12 protein-coding genes and 5 tRNA genes are annotated in these 14,851 nt (G+C 52.5%); 6 read left to right on the top strand and 11 right to left on the bottom strand.

The features are described from left to right. Positions 1 to 2 precede the first annotated feature (2 nt). From ACQY6F_RS02250 to ACQY6F_RS02230, 5 genes are all read right to left on the bottom strand, one after another. Positions 3 to 76, bottom strand: a tRNA-Pro gene (locus ACQY6F_RS02250). Between the two features lie 7 nt (positions 77 to 83). Continuing rightward, positions 84 to 159 (bottom strand) — tRNA-His (locus ACQY6F_RS02245). Between the two features lie 115 nt (positions 160 to 274). Next, positions 275 to 351, bottom strand: a tRNA-Pro gene (locus tag ACQY6F_RS02240). Positions 352 to 355: 4 nt separating this feature from the next. Beyond that, positions 356 to 431, bottom strand: a tRNA-His gene (locus ACQY6F_RS02235). Positions 432 to 478: 47 nt separating this feature from the next. Beyond that, a tRNA-Arg gene (locus ACQY6F_RS02230) sits at positions 479 to 555 on the bottom strand. Positions 556 to 847: 292 nt separating this feature from the next. Between ACQY6F_RS02230 and ACQY6F_RS02225 the strand changes: the two genes are divergently transcribed. Further along, positions 848 to 1,264, top strand: a complete 417-nt coding sequence (locus ACQY6F_RS02225; protein ID WP_428771947.1) for a c-type cytochrome — start codon at positions 848 to 850, stop codon at positions 1,262 to 1,264. 105 nt (positions 1,265 to 1,369) lie between these two features. On the opposite strand, the gene rep is transcribed toward ACQY6F_RS02225, so the two are convergent. Then, positions 1,370 to 3,385, bottom strand: coding sequence for a DNA helicase Rep (gene rep, locus ACQY6F_RS02220; protein WP_428771946.1), 2,016 nt, complete (start codon positions 3,383 to 3,385; stop codon positions 1,370 to 1,372). Positions 3,386 to 3,547: 162 nt separating this feature from the next. Here rep and ACQY6F_RS02215 point away from each other — a divergent pair, with 162 nt between their 5' ends. From ACQY6F_RS02215 to ubiK, 4 genes are all read left to right on the top strand, one after another. Continuing rightward, complete coding sequence (locus tag ACQY6F_RS02215) at positions 3,548 to 4,129, top strand: TetR/AcrR family transcriptional regulator (protein ID WP_428771985.1); 582 nt, start codon at positions 3,548 to 3,550, stop codon at positions 4,127 to 4,129. Between the two features lie 18 nt (positions 4,130 to 4,147). After that, on the top strand, positions 4,148 to 5,254 hold the full coding sequence (locus ACQY6F_RS02210; protein ID WP_428771945.1) for an efflux RND transporter periplasmic adaptor subunit: 1,107 nt from the start codon (positions 4,148 to 4,150) through the stop codon (positions 5,252 to 5,254). 11 nt (positions 5,255 to 5,265) lie between these two features. Then, positions 5,266 to 8,340 (top strand): multidrug efflux RND transporter permease subunit, encoded by a 3,075-nt coding sequence (locus ACQY6F_RS02205; protein ID WP_428771944.1) that lies wholly within the window; start codon positions 5,266 to 5,268, stop codon positions 8,338 to 8,340. A 124-nt stretch (positions 8,341 to 8,464) separates the two neighbouring features. Further along, entirely contained in the window at positions 8,465 to 8,722 is a 258-nt protein-coding gene (ubiK, locus tag ACQY6F_RS02200) for a ubiquinone biosynthesis accessory factor UbiK (protein ID WP_428771984.1), read from the top strand. Between the two features lie 135 nt (positions 8,723 to 8,857). On the opposite strand, the gene ilvC is transcribed toward ubiK, so the two are convergent. Continuing rightward, on the bottom strand, positions 8,858 to 10,342 hold the full coding sequence (ilvC, locus tag ACQY6F_RS02195; protein WP_428771943.1) for a ketol-acid reductoisomerase: 1,485 nt from the start codon (positions 10,340 to 10,342) through the stop codon (positions 8,858 to 8,860). A gap of 139 nt (positions 10,343 to 10,481) precedes the next feature. Here ilvC and ilvY point away from each other — a divergent pair, with 139 nt between their 5' ends. Then, the gene (gene ilvY / locus ACQY6F_RS02190) at positions 10,482 to 11,369 is read left to right on the top strand and encodes an HTH-type transcriptional activator IlvY (protein WP_428771942.1); all 888 of its coding nucleotides are present in this window, start codon (positions 10,482 to 10,484) and stop codon (positions 11,367 to 11,369) included. A gap of 52 nt (positions 11,370 to 11,421) precedes the next feature. On the opposite strand, the gene hemN is transcribed toward ilvY, so the two are convergent. The 4 genes from hemN to ACQY6F_RS02170 all read right to left on the bottom strand — a co-directional run bounded on the left by hemN (position 11,422) and on the right by ACQY6F_RS02170 (position 14,679). Beyond that, entirely contained in the window at positions 11,422 to 12,810 is a 1,389-nt protein-coding gene (gene hemN / locus ACQY6F_RS02185; protein WP_428771941.1) for an oxygen-independent coproporphyrinogen III oxidase, read from the bottom strand. 171 nt (positions 12,811 to 12,981) lie between these two features. Further along, positions 12,982 to 13,470, bottom strand: coding sequence for a DUF2489 domain-containing protein (locus tag ACQY6F_RS02180; protein WP_428771940.1), 489 nt, complete (start codon positions 13,468 to 13,470; stop codon positions 12,982 to 12,984). Positions 13,471 to 13,483: 13 nt separating this feature from the next. After that, entirely contained in the window at positions 13,484 to 14,041 is a 558-nt protein-coding gene (gene yihI, locus ACQY6F_RS02175) for a Der GTPase-activating protein YihI (RefSeq protein WP_428771939.1), read from the bottom strand. After that, entirely contained in the window at positions 14,041 to 14,679 is a 639-nt protein-coding gene (locus tag ACQY6F_RS02170) for a class I SAM-dependent methyltransferase (RefSeq protein ID WP_428771938.1), read from the bottom strand. The genes yihI and ACQY6F_RS02170 overlap by 1 nt, the downstream gene beginning before the upstream one ends. Positions 14,680 to 14,851 lie beyond the last annotated feature (172 nt).

The following is a 14,851-nucleotide window of genomic DNA, read 5'->3' as shown; positions in this document are numbered from 1 at the left end:
GGTCGGTGAAGAGGGATTCGAACCCCCGACCCTCTGGTCCCAAACCAGATGCGCTACCAAACTGCGCTATTCACCGAGAATAATGGGGTGGCTAACGAGACTTGAACTCGCGACAACCGGAATCACAATCCGGGGCTCTACCAACTGAGCTATAGCCACCAAAAATTTGCTAAGTTGGTTAAGAGAATCGACACCCTGATGCTTCAGTGGTTTACCGAGTTTTGACTCTTTACCAATCTAATAATCACGCCACTTGGGCCTGATTGAAAGAAAGTGGTCGGTGAAGAGGGATTCGAACCCCCGACCCTCTGGTCCCAAACCAGATGCGCTACCAAACTGCGCTATTCACCGAGAATGGGGTGGCTAACGAGACTTGAACTCGCGACAACCGGAATCACAATCCGGGGCTCTACCAACTGAGCTATAGCCACCACAATTTTTTACCGATAGTTCCTCCAGAGATACCCTCCGGGGAGACTGGCGCGCCCGAAAGGATTCGAACCTTCGACCTTTGGCTCCGGAGGCCAACGCTCTATCCAGCTGAGCTACGGGCGCATGCCCTATCGGCGGAGTGGAATAATACGTATATCACCTTATGCCGTCTAGTACTTTTTCAACTTTTTTTACCGTTTGGCGCGTTTTTGGGCAATTAAAGTGTGACCGAGCGCTATTTCACATCTCATAATCCGCTTTCTGCGGCTAACTTGTTGTTTATTGCAACAGGTTATCAGGATATAATCACCTAATATTTACATTGATTTAACAGCGTTTCACGTCGAAAAATCAATATTGATACTCTAATAACGGGTAAGCAAGCACTTACCTTCAGGAATGTAAAGTGAGTTTAATGGATATGTCACGAAAAATCATAACCGCTTTGGTCGCCACTCTGGCCCTTTCAAGTGCTGCAGCTATGGCTGCAGGTATCAGCCAAGAAGAACAAGACGCTATCGCTAAACGTATTAAACCTGTCGGTGACGTTTACCTGGCCGGCAGTGAGCCAGTAGCGGCGGAACCTGCAGGCCCGCGTGACGGCGCCCAGGTATACAACACTTTCTGTACCGCCTGTCACTCAACCGGTGTTAGCGGTGCGCCAAAAACGGGTAACGCCGACGACTGGGCTCCACGTATTGCACAAGGCCGCGACGTGCTGAAAAACCACGCCATCAACGGCTTTAACGCCATGCCACCGAAAGGGACCTGTATGGACTGTAGCGATGACGAAATCGTCGCCGCGATCGAGCATATGATTGAAGGTCTGTAATCTGACCTTTCGGCTAGAGAAAAGGCTTGGTTAATACCAAGCCTTTTTTTGTTTGTGCCGGTTACTGACAGCAGACACGCATTCCGCGTTGATCCATCCCGCGAGCTATTTTTTAAACATCGCCTTTAGGTTGGCGATATGCGCCTGGCCTTTTTCCATCCGCTCTTGTTGTGAAACCGGCTTTTTGCTCTGCTCCCATTCCACGTCATCAAACGGCAGTTCATCGAGAAAACGACTCTGGCTCGGCTTAATCAGCTCGCCAAACTGACGTCGCTCCTTGCAGATAGTAAAGGTCAGTTCACGCTGGGCGCGGGTGATCCCCACATACATCAGCCGGCGTTCTTCTTCGACGTTATCTTCGTCAATGCTGGTCTGGTGCGGCAAGATGCCCTCTTCGCTGCCGATCAGGTAGACATAAGGGAACTCCAGCCCTTTAGAGGCGTGCAGCGTCATCAGCTGGACGGCATCGCTGTCCTCATCCTCTTCACCCCGCTCCATCATGTCGCGCAGCGTCAGCCGTTGCACCACTTCCTTGAGGTTTTTCTCCTGCTGGTCGTAATTATCCCCTTCCAGATCGGCCACAATCCAGGAGTAGAGATCGGACACGTTCTTCATTCGCATTTCCGCCGCTTTCGGGCTGGAAGACGTTTCGTACAGCCAGTCTTCGTAGTTGATGTCCCGCACCAGAGCGCGCACCGCCGCCACGGTATCGCCCCGTTCGGCCTGGTCGGCAATTTTGACCAGCCACTCGGTGAAACGACGCAGGTTTTCCAGCCCTCGTCCGGTCAGGTGCTGCTCCAGCCCCAGTTCAAAGCTGGCTTCAAACAGGCTTTTACCGCGCATATTGGCGTAACTGCCGAGTTTTTCCAGCGTGGCCGGGCCGATTTCCCGGCGTGGCGTATTCACAATGCGCAAAAACGCGTTGTCGTCGTCCGGATTCACCAGCACCCGCAGGTAAGCCATGATGTCTTTGATTTCTGCCCGGGCGAAGAACGAAGTGCCACCGGACAGCTTGTAAGGAATCCGGTTCTGCATCAACGATTTTTCAATCAGCCGCGATTGATGGTTGCCGCGGTACAGCACCGCGTAATGGCGGTACTCGGTACGATTGAGAAATTTATGCGCAATCAGCTCGCCGGTCACCCGTTCGGCCTCGTGTTCTTCGTTTTTGGCCGTCAGCACTTTCAGTTTTTCGCCGTCCGGCAGCTCAGAGAACAGCGCTTTTTCGTACACGTGCGGGTTGTTGGCAATCAGGATGTTGGCCGCGCGCAGAATTCGGCTGGTCGAGCGGTAGTTCTGCTCCAGTTTAATCAGGCGCAGATTCGGGTAATCCTGACCGAGCAACACTAGGTTTTGTGGCCTTGCCCCACGCCAGGAGTAGATGGACTGGTCGTCGTCACCCACCACGGTTAACCGGGCCCGTTCGCCCACCAGCAATTTGACCAGTTCGTACTGGCTGGTGTTGGTATCCTGATATTCATCCACCAGCAGGTAGCGAATCCGGTTCTGCCAACGCTGGCGAACTTCTTCATCACTGCGCAGCAGATGCACCGGCAGCATAATCAGATCATCAAAATCGAGGGCGTTGTAGGCTTTCATCTGTTTCTGATACTGCTCAAAACAGAACGCGAACAACTGCTGTTGCTCTCCTTTAGCCAGAGCTTGTGCCTGCTGTGGGGTCAGCATGTCATTTTTCCAGTTGGAAATGGTGCTGATCAGCTGGCGCAGCAAATCTTTGTCGCCGTCGAGCTGTTGTTCCGTCAGCTCTTTTAGCAGCGCTAACTGGTCCTGATCATCAAACAGCGAAAAGCCGGCCTTTAAGCCCAACTGACGATATTCCCGTTTAATGATATTCAGCCCCAGGGTATGGAAGGTCGACACCATTAAGCCTTTGGCTTCCTGGCGACCTAACGTCTGACCCACCCGCTCTTTCATCTCACGGGCCGCTTTATTGGTAAAGGTCACCGCCGCAATGTGGCGCGCCTTATAGCCACACTGCTGAACCAGATAGGCGATTTTATTGGTGATCACCCGGGTTTTGCCGGAACCGGCTCCGGCCAAGACCAAACAAGGTCCGGAGACATATTTTACGGCTTCATCTTGTCTTGGATTGAGCTTCATCGGCTTCTCTGGTGAATCAAGGTGGCGCCTATAATAAAGACGCACCGAGAGGATTGCCACCGTCTCAGTAAAGAGATTTTTATTTAACCACCTATTTCAAGACTTGCTATCACCGGGCAGTTGCGGCGATAATGAATGAACGTTCATTCACTGGATGGAGATATGATGACAGAGCCCCCTAACGACAAACGCCAGCAAATTATTGATGCCGCTGAAGTTCTGATTGCTGAAGTCGGTTTTCAAGGCTTGTCGATGCAAAAGGTTGCCTGCCGGGCTAACGTTGCTGCAGGCACTATCTACCGCTATTTCACCGATAAAGATCACCTGCTGCGCGAAGTTCGTTTCAACGTTGTGAAACGCGTCGCCAAAGTGGTGCAGGCTGGCGTCAGCCGTGACATGCCACTGAAACAGCGTTTTCGCATCATGTGGTTAAACATCTGGAATATAAAGTCATCCAATGTGGCCATTATAAGTAACCGAATGCAATACGAGTCTCTGCCCTGTCCCATCGACAGTGAAACCAGAGCACTGGAGCGAGAGCTATTCGTGGAAATAAACCGGCTGTTCGATGAAGGACGCGAACAAGGCCTGTTCAAACCGCTCGATAACGAAGTTTTAGGTGGATTAACTTTTGAAGCCTGCCTGGTAATGGCAAAAAAACACGCAATGGGCTTGTATCAGCTCGATGAAGAGCAACTTGAAATGGCCATAGAAGCCAGTTGGGATGCAATTATAAAACACTGATTTGGAGTTTTCGTCAGAATGAAAAAGTGGATATTTTTTATGCTGCTTATTGCGGTACTGCTGTTTGGCAGCGTAATAGGCTTTAACCTGTTCAAGCAACAGAAAATTGCTGAATATATGGCCAACCGTCCGGAACCAGAATTCCCGGTCACGGTGACAGACGTGCAGGCGGTAGACTGGGTGCCTGTGATTGAAGCGATCGGTTTTATCGAGCCTAACCAGGGCGTCACCCTGGCCAGTAAGGCCAGCGGTGTGATCGATAAAATCCTGTTTGAATCCGGTGTCCAGGTGAAAGAGGACCAACTGCTGGTCGTGCTCGACTCCGCGGTGGAAAAAGCCAACCTGAAAAGTGCCCAGGCTCGCCTACCGGCAGCCAAAGCCAAGTATGAGCGTTATCAGGGCCTGTACAAAAAAGGCTCCGTGTCTAAAGAAGCCTATGATGATGCCGAAGCGAGCTATTTGTCGCTGCAAGCAGACATTGAAAGCCTGAAAGCGACCATCGACCGACGTGAAATTAGCGCACCATTTGCCGGCGTGGTCGGTATCCGTCAGGTGTATCTGGGTCAGTACCTACAAGCGGGTAACGACATTGTCCGTCTGGAAGACACCAGTGTAATGCGGCTGCGTTTCACCGTTCCTCAGACCGATATTTCGCGCATTCGCCTAGAACAACAGGTAAATATCTTTGTCGATGCCTACCCGGAAAAAGCCTTCCAGGGATCCATCACAGCGATTGAACCGGCGGTAAATGTCCAGAGCGGTATGATTCAGGTCCAGGCCGACATTCCGAACAGCGATGGCATGCTGCGCAGCGGTATGTTCGCCCGGGCCAATATTGTGCTACCAAAACTGACTGAGCAGGTTACTCTGCCGCAGACGGCGATCACTTATACCCTGTACGGCGATAACGTCTACATCGTGGCCGAACAAGAGGGTGACCTGCGCGTCCAGCAGCAAATCGTTAAAGTTGGCGAACGCGCTAATGACGTGGCACATATCCTGTCCGGCGTGAAGCCAGGCGACAGAGTCGTCACCACTGGCCAGGTGCGGCTGAGTAATGGCGCGAAAGTGCGTATCGTCGAAAATGACGCGACCACTCCGCCTGCCGAAACACCGATGCTGTAACCGGAGGATTCATGCGCATTACTGATGTTTTCATCAAACGTCCGGTATTGGCGGTATCGATCAGCTTTCTGATTGCCCTGCTCGGTCTACAGGCCGTGTTCAAAATGCAGGTCCGCCAATATCCGGAAATGACCAATACCGTGGTCACTGTCTCCACCAGCTACTATGGTGCCAGCGCCGATCTGATCCAGGGCTTTATTACCCAACCTCTGGAACAGGCGGTCGCGCAGGCAGACAACATCGACTACATTACATCTCAGTCGACCCTGGGCAAATCGACCATCACGGTCAATATGAAGCTCAATACCGACCCGAACGCAGCCCTGTCGGACGTGTTGGCCAAGACCAACTCGGTTCGCTCTCAGTTGCCAAAAGAGTCAGAAGACCCGACCGTGACCATGTCGACCGGTTCGGCAACCGCGGTGATGTACGTCGGCTTTACCAGTGATGAACTGTCATCCAGCCAGATTACCGATTATCTGGAGCGGGTTATCAACCCACAGCTGTTTACCGTTAGCGGTGTTTCCAAAGTCGATTTGTACGGCGGGATGAAATACGCGCTGCGTATCTGGCTCGACCCGGCCAAGATGGCAGCACTGAACCTGACCGCCACCGACGTGATGGCGATCTTAAATGCCAACAACTACCAGTCTGCGACTGGCCAGGTTACCGGCGAGTTTGTGCTGTATAACGGCAGTGCCGATACCCAGGTTTCCAATGTTCATGAACTGGAAAACCTGGTGGTAAAATCCGGCGAAGGTGAAGTGATCCGACTGGCCGATATCGCCAAAGTCAGCCTGGAGAAAAGTCACGACATCTACCGCGCCAGCGCCAATGGCCAGGAAGCGGTCGTGGCTGCGATCAACGCCGCCCCGAGTGCCAACCCGATTAATATTGCCCATGATGTACGGCAGTTACTGCCTCAGTTGGAGCGCAACCTGCCCAGCAACATAGAGATGCGCATCCTGTACGACACCACCATCGCCATCAACGAGTCGATCAACGAGGTAATCAAGACTATCGTTGAAGCGGCGCTGATTGTACTGGTGGTGATCACCCTGTTCCTCGGCTCACTGCGGGCGGTATTTATTCCTATCGTCACCATTCCGCTTTCTCTGATCGGGGTGGCGATGGTGATGCAGGCAATGGGTTTCTCCTGGAACCTGATGACGCTGCTGGCGATGGTACTGGCCATCGGCCTGGTGGTCGATGATGCCATCGTGGTACTGGAAAACGTCGACCGGCATATTAAGCTGGGAGAGTCGCCGTTTCGCGCTGCCATCATAGGTACCCGTGAAATTGCCATCCCGGTTATCGCCATGACGCTGACCTTGGGCGCCGTTTACGCGCCGATCGCGCTGATGGGCGGGATCACCGGATCGCTGTTTAAAGAGTTTGCCCTCACCCTGGCCGGGGCGGTCTTTGTCTCCGGTGTGGTGGCGCTGACCCTGTCGCCGATGATGTGTTCCAAAATGCTCAAAAGCAATGCAGAGCCGAACAAGTTTGAGCAAACCGTTCACAACATGCTGGACAAGCTGACCAATGCTTATGAGCGTGCGCTGCGCAATGTGATGAACCGTCGTCCGGTCTTCCTGGCCTTTGCACTGATCGTATTTGTCAGCCTGCCGATGCTGTTTAAGTTCATTCCATCGGAACTGGCGCCGGCAGAAGACAAAGGCGTGGTGATGCTGATCGGTACCGGTCAGTCCAACTCCAATCTGGATTACATGCAAAATACCATGAATCAGGTCAATCAGATTCTGTCTGACCAGCCTGAAGTGGCCTACGCACAGATCTTTACCGGTGTGCCTAACTCTAACCAGGCCTTTGGTATCGCATCCATGGTGCCATGGAGTGAACGCGAGGCCAGCCAGGCCGAGGTCGCCGCCCGGGTCGGTCAGTTAGTCTCCAATGTACCCGGAATGTCGGTTTCCGCCTTCCAGATGCCGGAACTGCCTGGTGCAGGCTCAGGGTTGCCAATCCAGTTTGTCCTGACCACGCCGAATGCGTTTGAGAGCCTGTTTACCATCGCCAGTGAAATCCTGGCCGATGTACAGTCGAATCCGATTTTCGTCTATTCCAACCTGGATCTGAATTTCGATTCTGCGACGATGAAAATCAATATCGACAAAGACAAGGCCGGGGCCTATGGGGTGACCATGCAGGACATCGGTGCCACGCTGGGCACTATGATGGCCGACGGTTACGTTAACCGTATTGACCTCAATGGCCGCTCATACGAAGTGATCCCTCAGGTAGAACGTAAATGGCGTCTCAATCCTGAGTCGATGAATCACTACTATGTACGCTCGGTAGATGGCAGTGCAATTCCGCTCGGCAGCCTGATCAACATCGATGTGGTCGCTGAACCGCGTTCGCTGCCACACTTCAACCAGCTCAACTCCGCCACTATCGGCGCGGTGCCGGCGCCGGGTACCACTATGGGCACCGCCATCGACTGGTTTGAAAATATCGCTGAAACCAAACTGCCGAACGGTTACAACCACGACTACATGGGTGAAGCACGTCAGTTCGTCACCGAAGGTAGTGCGCTGTACGCCACCTTTGGCCTGGCACTGGCGATCATCTTCCTGGTGCTGGCGATTCAGTTTGAATCGCTGAAAGACCCGGTGGTGATCATGGTGTCGGTACCACTGGCGATCTGTGGCGCGCTGATCGCGCTGGCCTGGGGCGCCGCCTCGATGAACATCTACTCACAGGTGGGCCTGATCACCCTGGTGGGGCTAATCACCAAACACGGTATTCTGATTTGTGAGGTGGCCAAAGAGCAGCAACTGCATTATCAGTTATCGCGGATGGAAGCGGTGCTGATGGCAGCCAAAGTACGCTTGCGGCCGATCCTGATGACCACTGCGGCGATGATTGCCGGTCTGATCCCGCTGATGTATGCCACCGGTGCCGGTGCCGCACAGCGCTTCAGCATCGGTATCGTGATCGTGGCAGGTCTGGCGATCGGTACCCTGTTCACCCTGTTTGTATTGCCGGTGATCTATACCTACCTGGCAGAAAAACACAAACCACTGCCGGTGTTTGTCGAAACCAACACCAGCAAAACGGCCAATTAATCGCTGAACAAACGCTGATAACTAGTTAAAGGTCACTTCGGTGGCCTTTTTTTCTACCTCAGTAGGCGACTTTCAAGGCGCAATTACATAAAATGGAGCGATATTGACAGGAGTTTACGCCACTATGTTTGATCCGAAAAAATTAGAGCAAATTGCTAAACAGATCCATGAATCCATGCCACAGCCAGTGAAAGAGCTGGGTGCCGATGTGGAGCAGAAAATGCGCCAGGTCATTCAGGGCCAACTGAATAAGCTGGATGTGGTCAGTCGTGAAGAGTTTGACGTCCAGACTCAGGTGCTGCTGCGCACGCGTCAGAAGCTGACCGAGATGGAGCAGAAGCTGGCGGAGCTGGAAAGCAGACTGGCCGACAAAGAGCAGTAAGCTCGCGCTAGAAACAACAAAGGCTTGCCGGATGGGCAAGCCTTTTTCGTTGTGTTTGATTATATTGTTGTATTTATCACTCCAACCTGTCTTGGAGTCAGTTGACGGCCCGCTCAGGCCGCCAAATCCTTACACTTAGCCGCCAACGGCGATGCGTTTCATGTCTGTCATGTAGCCGCGCAGCTCTTCACCGATGTATTCAACCGGGTGATTGCGAATCGCATCGTTTACTTCGATCAGGCGCTGGTTGTCGACCTGGTTCGATGTCTCGCCCAGACCTTTACCGATCACGTCTACACCAACGTTAGGCATAAACTGTTCGCGCAGCAGCGGAGTCGCTACGTTGGCAAACAGGTAGTTACCGTATTCAGCCGTATCTGAAATCACCACGTTCATTTCGTACAGACGCTTACGGGCAACCGTGTTGGCGATCAGCGGCAGCTCGTGCAGTGACTCGTAGTAAGCCGACTCGTCGATGATGCCTGATGCCGTCATAGCTTCAAACGCCAGCTCAACCCCGGCACGTACCATCGCGATCATCAGGATACCGTTGTCGAAGTACTCTTGCTCAGAGATTTCCACATCGCTTTCCGGATAGTTTTCAAACGCGGTTTCACCGGTTTCTTCACGCCATTTCAGCAGGTTAACGTCGTCGTTTGCCCAGTCTGCCATCATAGTAGACGAGAATTCGCCGGCGATGATGTCGTCCATGTGCTTGTTGTACAGCGGACGCATCAGATCTTTTAACTGTTCTGACAGGTCAAACGCCTTGATTTTAGCCGGGTTAGACAGGCGATCCATCATGTGTGTGATGCCGCCGAACTTCAGTGCTTCAGTCACGGTTTCCCAGCCGTATTGCAGCAGTTTACCCGCGTAACCTGGGTCGATACCTTCTGCGACCATTTTCTCGTAGCAGACGATAGAACCGGCTTGCAACATACCGCACAGAATGGTCTGCTCGCCCATCAGGTCAGATTTTACTTCTGCTACAAATGAAGATTCCAGACAGCCGGCACGGTGACCACCGGTCGCTGCCGCCCACGCTTTAGCGATATCCCAGCCTTCGCCTTTCGGATCGTTTTCCGGGTGAACCGCAATCAGAGTAGGCACACCAAAGCCACGTTTGTATTCTTCACGTACTTCAGTACCCGGACACTTAGGCGCCACCATCACGACAGTCAGGTCAGGACGGATTTGCATTCCTTCTTCTACCACGTTGAAGCCGTGAGAGTAGCCCAGTGCTGCGCCCTGTTTCATCAGAGGCATCACGGTTTCAACCACATTGGTGTGCTGCTTGTCCGGAGTCAGGTTGACCACCAGATCCGCCTGCGGGATCAGCGTTTCGTAGCTGCCCACTTCAAAGCCATTATCTTTAGCATTTTTGTATGACTGACGTTGTTCATCGATCGCGGCCTGGCGCAGTGCGTATGCTACGTCCAGACCAGAGTCACGCATGTTCAGACCCTGGTTCAGACCTTGCGCACCACAGCCGACAATAACCACTTTCTTGCCTTTCAGGTAATCCGCTTCTGAGGCGAATTCCTCACGGTCCATAAAACGACAACGACCTAATTGGTCCAACTGCTCGCGCAGGTTCAGGGTATTAAAATAGTTAGCCATGGGGCGCTCCTGTTTGATTCATCCGTATTGGTCAGCAATCATTGCTGAATGGAACCATACTAAATCAGACATTCAGTTGCTTAAAGTGATATATTCACAATTAGTTATTGCAACTTGTGCAACGTAAAAGCTGAACCAAATGAATATAAAAAGCTTACAGATGTTTATCCATCTGTCGGAAAGTAAAAATTTTAGTAAAACCGCCGCGATGATGCACGTCAGCCCCTCGGCGCTCAGCCGCCAAATCCAGAAACTGGAACAGCAGATCGGCCAGGCGCTGTTTTTGCGCGACAATCGCAGCGTAGAACTGACCCCGGCCGGGAAAAAACTGCTGCCGGTGGCGGCCAACATTCTGACTGAATGGCAGCAGTACCAGACTCTGCTCAACGAACACGGCACCGACATCCAGGGCGAAATCCGCCTGTTCTGCTCGGTCACCGCCAGTTACAGCCACCTGCCGCAACTGCTGTCGGAGTTTCGAATCCAACACCCGTTTATTGAATACAAGCTGTTCACCGGCGACCCGGCTCAGGCTATTGATAAAGTAATGAACGACGAAGCGGACATCGCCATCTCGGCGCTGCCAGACCAGCTACCGGCCCGGGTTGAATTTGCCACTATCAGTGAGCTGTCACTGTCAGTGATTGCCCCTCTGGGCTTGAGTACCTTTGCCCAGCCGCTGCAGGCCGAGCCGCCGCACTGGCCCGACATTCCGTTTATTGTGCCTGAATCCGGCACCGCGCGGGACCGCGCCAACAGCTGGTTTAAGAAGATGAAAATCAAACCCAATATCTACGCTCAGGTTTCCGGTCATGAAGCCATCGTCAGTATGGTAGCGCTGGGCTGTGGGGTGGGTATCGCGCCGGATGTGGTTATCAACAATAGCCCGGTGCGGGATAAAGTTCAGCGCCTCAAAGTATTGCCGATCAAACCGTTTCAGCTCGGCGTATGCTGCAAGCGTTCACAGCTGGAGAACCCGCTGGTCAAAGCGCTGTGGCGGGTTGCTCAGGAGAAATATTTCCAGTAACCACAAACAACAACGCCACGCATTGCGTGGCGTTAGTCCGATGATTAAAAGCTTAAATCACCCGTGAGAACTGCTGCTGACGAGCCCGGTCGCGCAGGTATTTATCGAAACACATGCAGATGTTACGAATCAGCAGCCGGCCGCGAGGCGTCACTTCAATATTCTCGTCATCGACCGTCACCAGCTTGTCATCGACGAAAGTTTGCAGCAGTTCCAGATCGGTTTTGAAGTAGTGGTCAAATGTCAGCGCAAACTGATTTTCGATCTGGCGCTTGTTGAGTTTAAAGTTACAAATCAGCTGCTTAATCACTTCACGACGCAGCAGGTCATCGGCATCTAACTGGATACCTTTCCACAGCGCATGGCGCTGCTCGTTGACCTGGGCATAGTATTTTTTCAGCTCTTTCTGGTTCTGTGCGTAGGCATCGCCAACCATCGAAATTGACGACACACCAAAGCCCACTAAGTCGCATTCACCCTGGGTGGTATAGCCCTGGAAGTTGCGGTGCAGCACGCCATTGCGCTGGGCAACCGCCAGCTCATCGTCAGGCCGGGCAAAGTGGTCCATACCAATGAACTGGTAACCGGCCGAAGTCAGTGTTGCGATAGTGTGCTGCAGGATCGCCATCTTGACTTCCGGCTTTGGTAAATCTTCTTCGTTGATTTTACGCTGCGCGGCAAACAGTTTTGGCATATGGGCATAGTTAAACACCGACAAGCGGCCCGGCTGCATTTCCAGTACCTTCTCCAATGTGTTGCTGAAGCTGGTCAGGGTCTGTTTCGGTAAACCGTAGATCAAATCCAGGTTAGTCGAACGGAAGCCGAGCTGTTTGGCGCGTTCGACCAGGGCGATGATAAACTCTTCGTCCTGTTCACGGTTAACCAGCTTCTGTACTTCCTTGTTAAAGTCCTGCACACCGATACTGACACGGTTAAAACCTTCACTGCGCAGGTGATCCAGCATATCCAGCTCGATTTCACGCGGGTCGACTTCGATGCTGATCTCAGCATCGTCAGCGAAGTGGAATTCATCACGCAGCTTGGTCATCAGGCGGCTGATCTGCGGCTTGGTCAGGAAGGTCGGTGTACCACCACCAAAGTGCAGCTGAGTCACGGTACGTTGATTGAGCAGCGCCGCTCGGGTGCTGATCTCCAGTGCCAGCACATCAAGGTATTCATCCGCCTTGTGGGCATGGCGAGTAATGACCTTGTTGCAACCACAGTAATAACAAAGCTTATGGCAGAACGGAATGTGGATATACAGCGACAGCGGGCGATCCGGATACTGGGCACAAGCCATGTCCAGATCAGCGATCGTGTATGCCTCGTGGAACTCCAGTGCCGTCGGGTATGAGGTATAACGGGGACCTGAATAGTTGTACTTATCCAGAACCGCTTGATCCCAGACAATTTGCTGGCTGGCTACGACTTGCTGCGACATGATCTTCTTCCGGTGTTAACTGTGTTTAAGGAAATGCTCTAAGGTCGCCATTTTGCCACACCATCCGCGATCAAACGGCATGATGTCAGGCAAAATGACAACAAATATTCAGATCTGCTAGCGCGATCACTGCCAGAGCACATCGTAACTCCGGAGCAACCAGCAGCGTATTTACAGCATCTGAATATTGATCTGATTGTTCAGCGGCTGCACGCGCTGTTTCAGTTGTTGCAGTTCGGCGATAATGGCATCGTTCAAACGGGATTCGGCCTTATGCCGGACCAGATTGTGTTTCATCCGCTCTTGCTTGGCCATCTGCTGGCGCTCTTCACCGCGAGGCATCTCTTTGACTATATGATACAGCTCAGCGATAGCAGGGAACTCCTGGTCAAAATCGACCCGTTGTTCTCCCTGGACATAATCCATAATGCAGTAAACCCGAATCGCAATCTCAGACAGGTCACACTGGCCCTGAATCCCCGCCAGGCACAACACGCTGACACTATCAAAAATATTGGCGTTACGTTTATCGATCGCCAGCGTCTGCTGCTGAGCAATCAGCTGACGCTGCTTCTTCAGTTTCAGTAGCAGGTGTGCAGCATAACCGGCCAACGCCAGAATAATGGTGAGTCCCGCCACCAGGAGTAAAGTGACATTCATGGTCCGTTACCCTTTAAAATTCATCCCATTTCTGCTGTTCAAAGTCAGACAGCAAATCTTCATCACTGCGCGGTGCAGCCGGTTTTTTCGCCTTAACAGGCTGAGGCTGGACCTCTGCTCCTGTTTCCGTTTCCGCTTCCTCGTCTTCAACCAGTAACCCGAGCTGATCCATCAACTGTTCGATGCGATCCAGTTTCTCATCGACATATTTCTGCAGTCCGGCACCAAGCTTTTCACCGTTTTCTAGCCGCTCCAGCAGCACCATCAGCTGCGCATCGCTCTCCAGCAACTCCAGCTCTTTCTGAGCGGACAGTTTGCGTTGCTGCTTGCTCGGTTTCACCGTTTCCACCACCAGGGGAATTTTCTTTTTACTGCCGAGACGTGGATCGCGCGCCTGAGCGGACGAAGCGGCCTGCTTGGCTTTGGCATCCGCGTTGCGGCTGCCGGTTTTAAGGCCTTTGCGCTTTTTCTGTTTTTTTCTTTCCCGACCTTCGACGTCGGACTGGGTACGGTTACGCACAACGATAACGTCGTCGTGACCGCCTGATCTTGCTTTTTTCTTACGACTCATTACTGGGCTTTCCTCAGTAAAATTACATCTTTACCAATAAATTCAAGCTCGAGCTGATCCCGCTCTGCCAAATACCGGAACGTGGCTCGACTAAAGAACACCACATGGGTGGGATCGTTCTTATAGTGCCAGCCGGCAAACGCCTCTGCGTCTATAACCAGCTTAGTCATCAAACCAAGCCAGCCTCCTGGCTTAACTAAATTTAACCATTGTTGCCACACCTGATCGGGCTGATAAAGGTGCTCGATCACTTCGGTGGCCGTGACAAAGTCATACTGCCGAGCCAGAACGCTCTGGTCCGGGTGATAATAAATATCGTACAACTCAACCTGGTGGCCCTGTTCCTGCAACATTAACGACAATGTTGGCCCAGGACCACAACCAAAATCTAACCCGTTTGACGAAGCAGCTAACCGCTGCACCAGCGGCTGGGCCAGGCGAGACAAAAACCGCCGGTAGCCCTGATCTGATGGATCATTCTCATGCAGATCATAGTGCGCTTTTTCCAAATCTGCTGCCAGACGCTGGGCCGGATCAACAAACACCAGTGCACAGCGGCTACAGTGAAGATACTGACGGCGTGAATCGCGAAAATAGGGCTCAATTTGCTGACTGTGGCACAGTGGGCATGATTGCATGCGGCGCTCCTCAATTCGGGTAGCGAAACATAACAGAATCCGAGCCTGGAGTGGAGTGTTATTGAGTGTTTTTTCATCAACTGGTGCAAATAAACCCACAGAGCAGAGCGTGCCAACAGGAATATCGCCACTCAGCAGATATGTTGAACCGGCAGGTATAAAAAAAGCGATA

Source organism: Vibrio sp. (genome assembly GCF_050299255.1).
Taxonomy (GTDB): Bacteria; Pseudomonadota; Gammaproteobacteria; order Enterobacterales; family Vibrionaceae; genus Vibrio.
The sequence above is the reverse complement of the archived record's forward strand: the minus strand, read 5'-3'. Positions and strand labels throughout refer to the sequence as shown.

Excerpts from the sequence above, each read along its gene's own strand:
- ACQY6F_RS02225 (WP_428771947.1), top strand. The coding sequence starts at position 848 with ATGGATATGTCACGAAAAATCATAACCGCTTTGGTCGCCACTCTGGCC.
- rep (WP_428771946.1), bottom strand. The coding sequence starts at position 3,385 with ATGAAGCTCAATCCAAGACAAGATGAAGCCGTAAAATATGTCTCCGGA.
- ACQY6F_RS02215 (WP_428771985.1), top strand. The coding sequence starts at position 3,548 with ATGATGACAGAGCCCCCTAACGACAAACGCCAGCAAATTATTGATGCC.
- ACQY6F_RS02210 (WP_428771945.1), top strand. The coding sequence starts at position 4,148 with ATGAAAAAGTGGATATTTTTTATGCTGCTTATTGCGGTACTGCTGTTT.
- ACQY6F_RS02205 (WP_428771944.1), top strand. The coding sequence starts at position 5,266 with ATGCGCATTACTGATGTTTTCATCAAACGTCCGGTATTGGCGGTATCG.
- ubiK (WP_428771984.1), top strand. The coding sequence starts at position 8,465 with ATGTTTGATCCGAAAAAATTAGAGCAAATTGCTAAACAGATCCATGAA.
- ilvC (WP_428771943.1), bottom strand. The coding sequence starts at position 10,342 with ATGGCTAACTATTTTAATACCCTGAACCTGCGCGAGCAGTTGGACCAA.
- ilvY (WP_428771942.1), top strand. The coding sequence starts at position 10,482 with ATGAATATAAAAAGCTTACAGATGTTTATCCATCTGTCGGAAAGTAAA.
- hemN (WP_428771941.1), bottom strand. The coding sequence starts at position 12,810 with ATGTCGCAGCAAGTCGTAGCCAGCCAGCAAATTGTCTGGGATCAAGCG.
- ACQY6F_RS02180 (WP_428771940.1), bottom strand. The coding sequence starts at position 13,470 with ATGAATGTCACTTTACTCCTGGTGGCGGGACTCACCATTATTCTGGCG.
- yihI (WP_428771939.1), bottom strand. The coding sequence starts at position 14,041 with ATGAGTCGTAAGAAAAAAGCAAGATCAGGCGGTCACGACGACGTTATC.
- ACQY6F_RS02170 (WP_428771938.1), bottom strand. The coding sequence starts at position 14,679 with ATGCAATCATGCCCACTGTGCCACAGTCAGCAAATTGAGCCCTATTTT.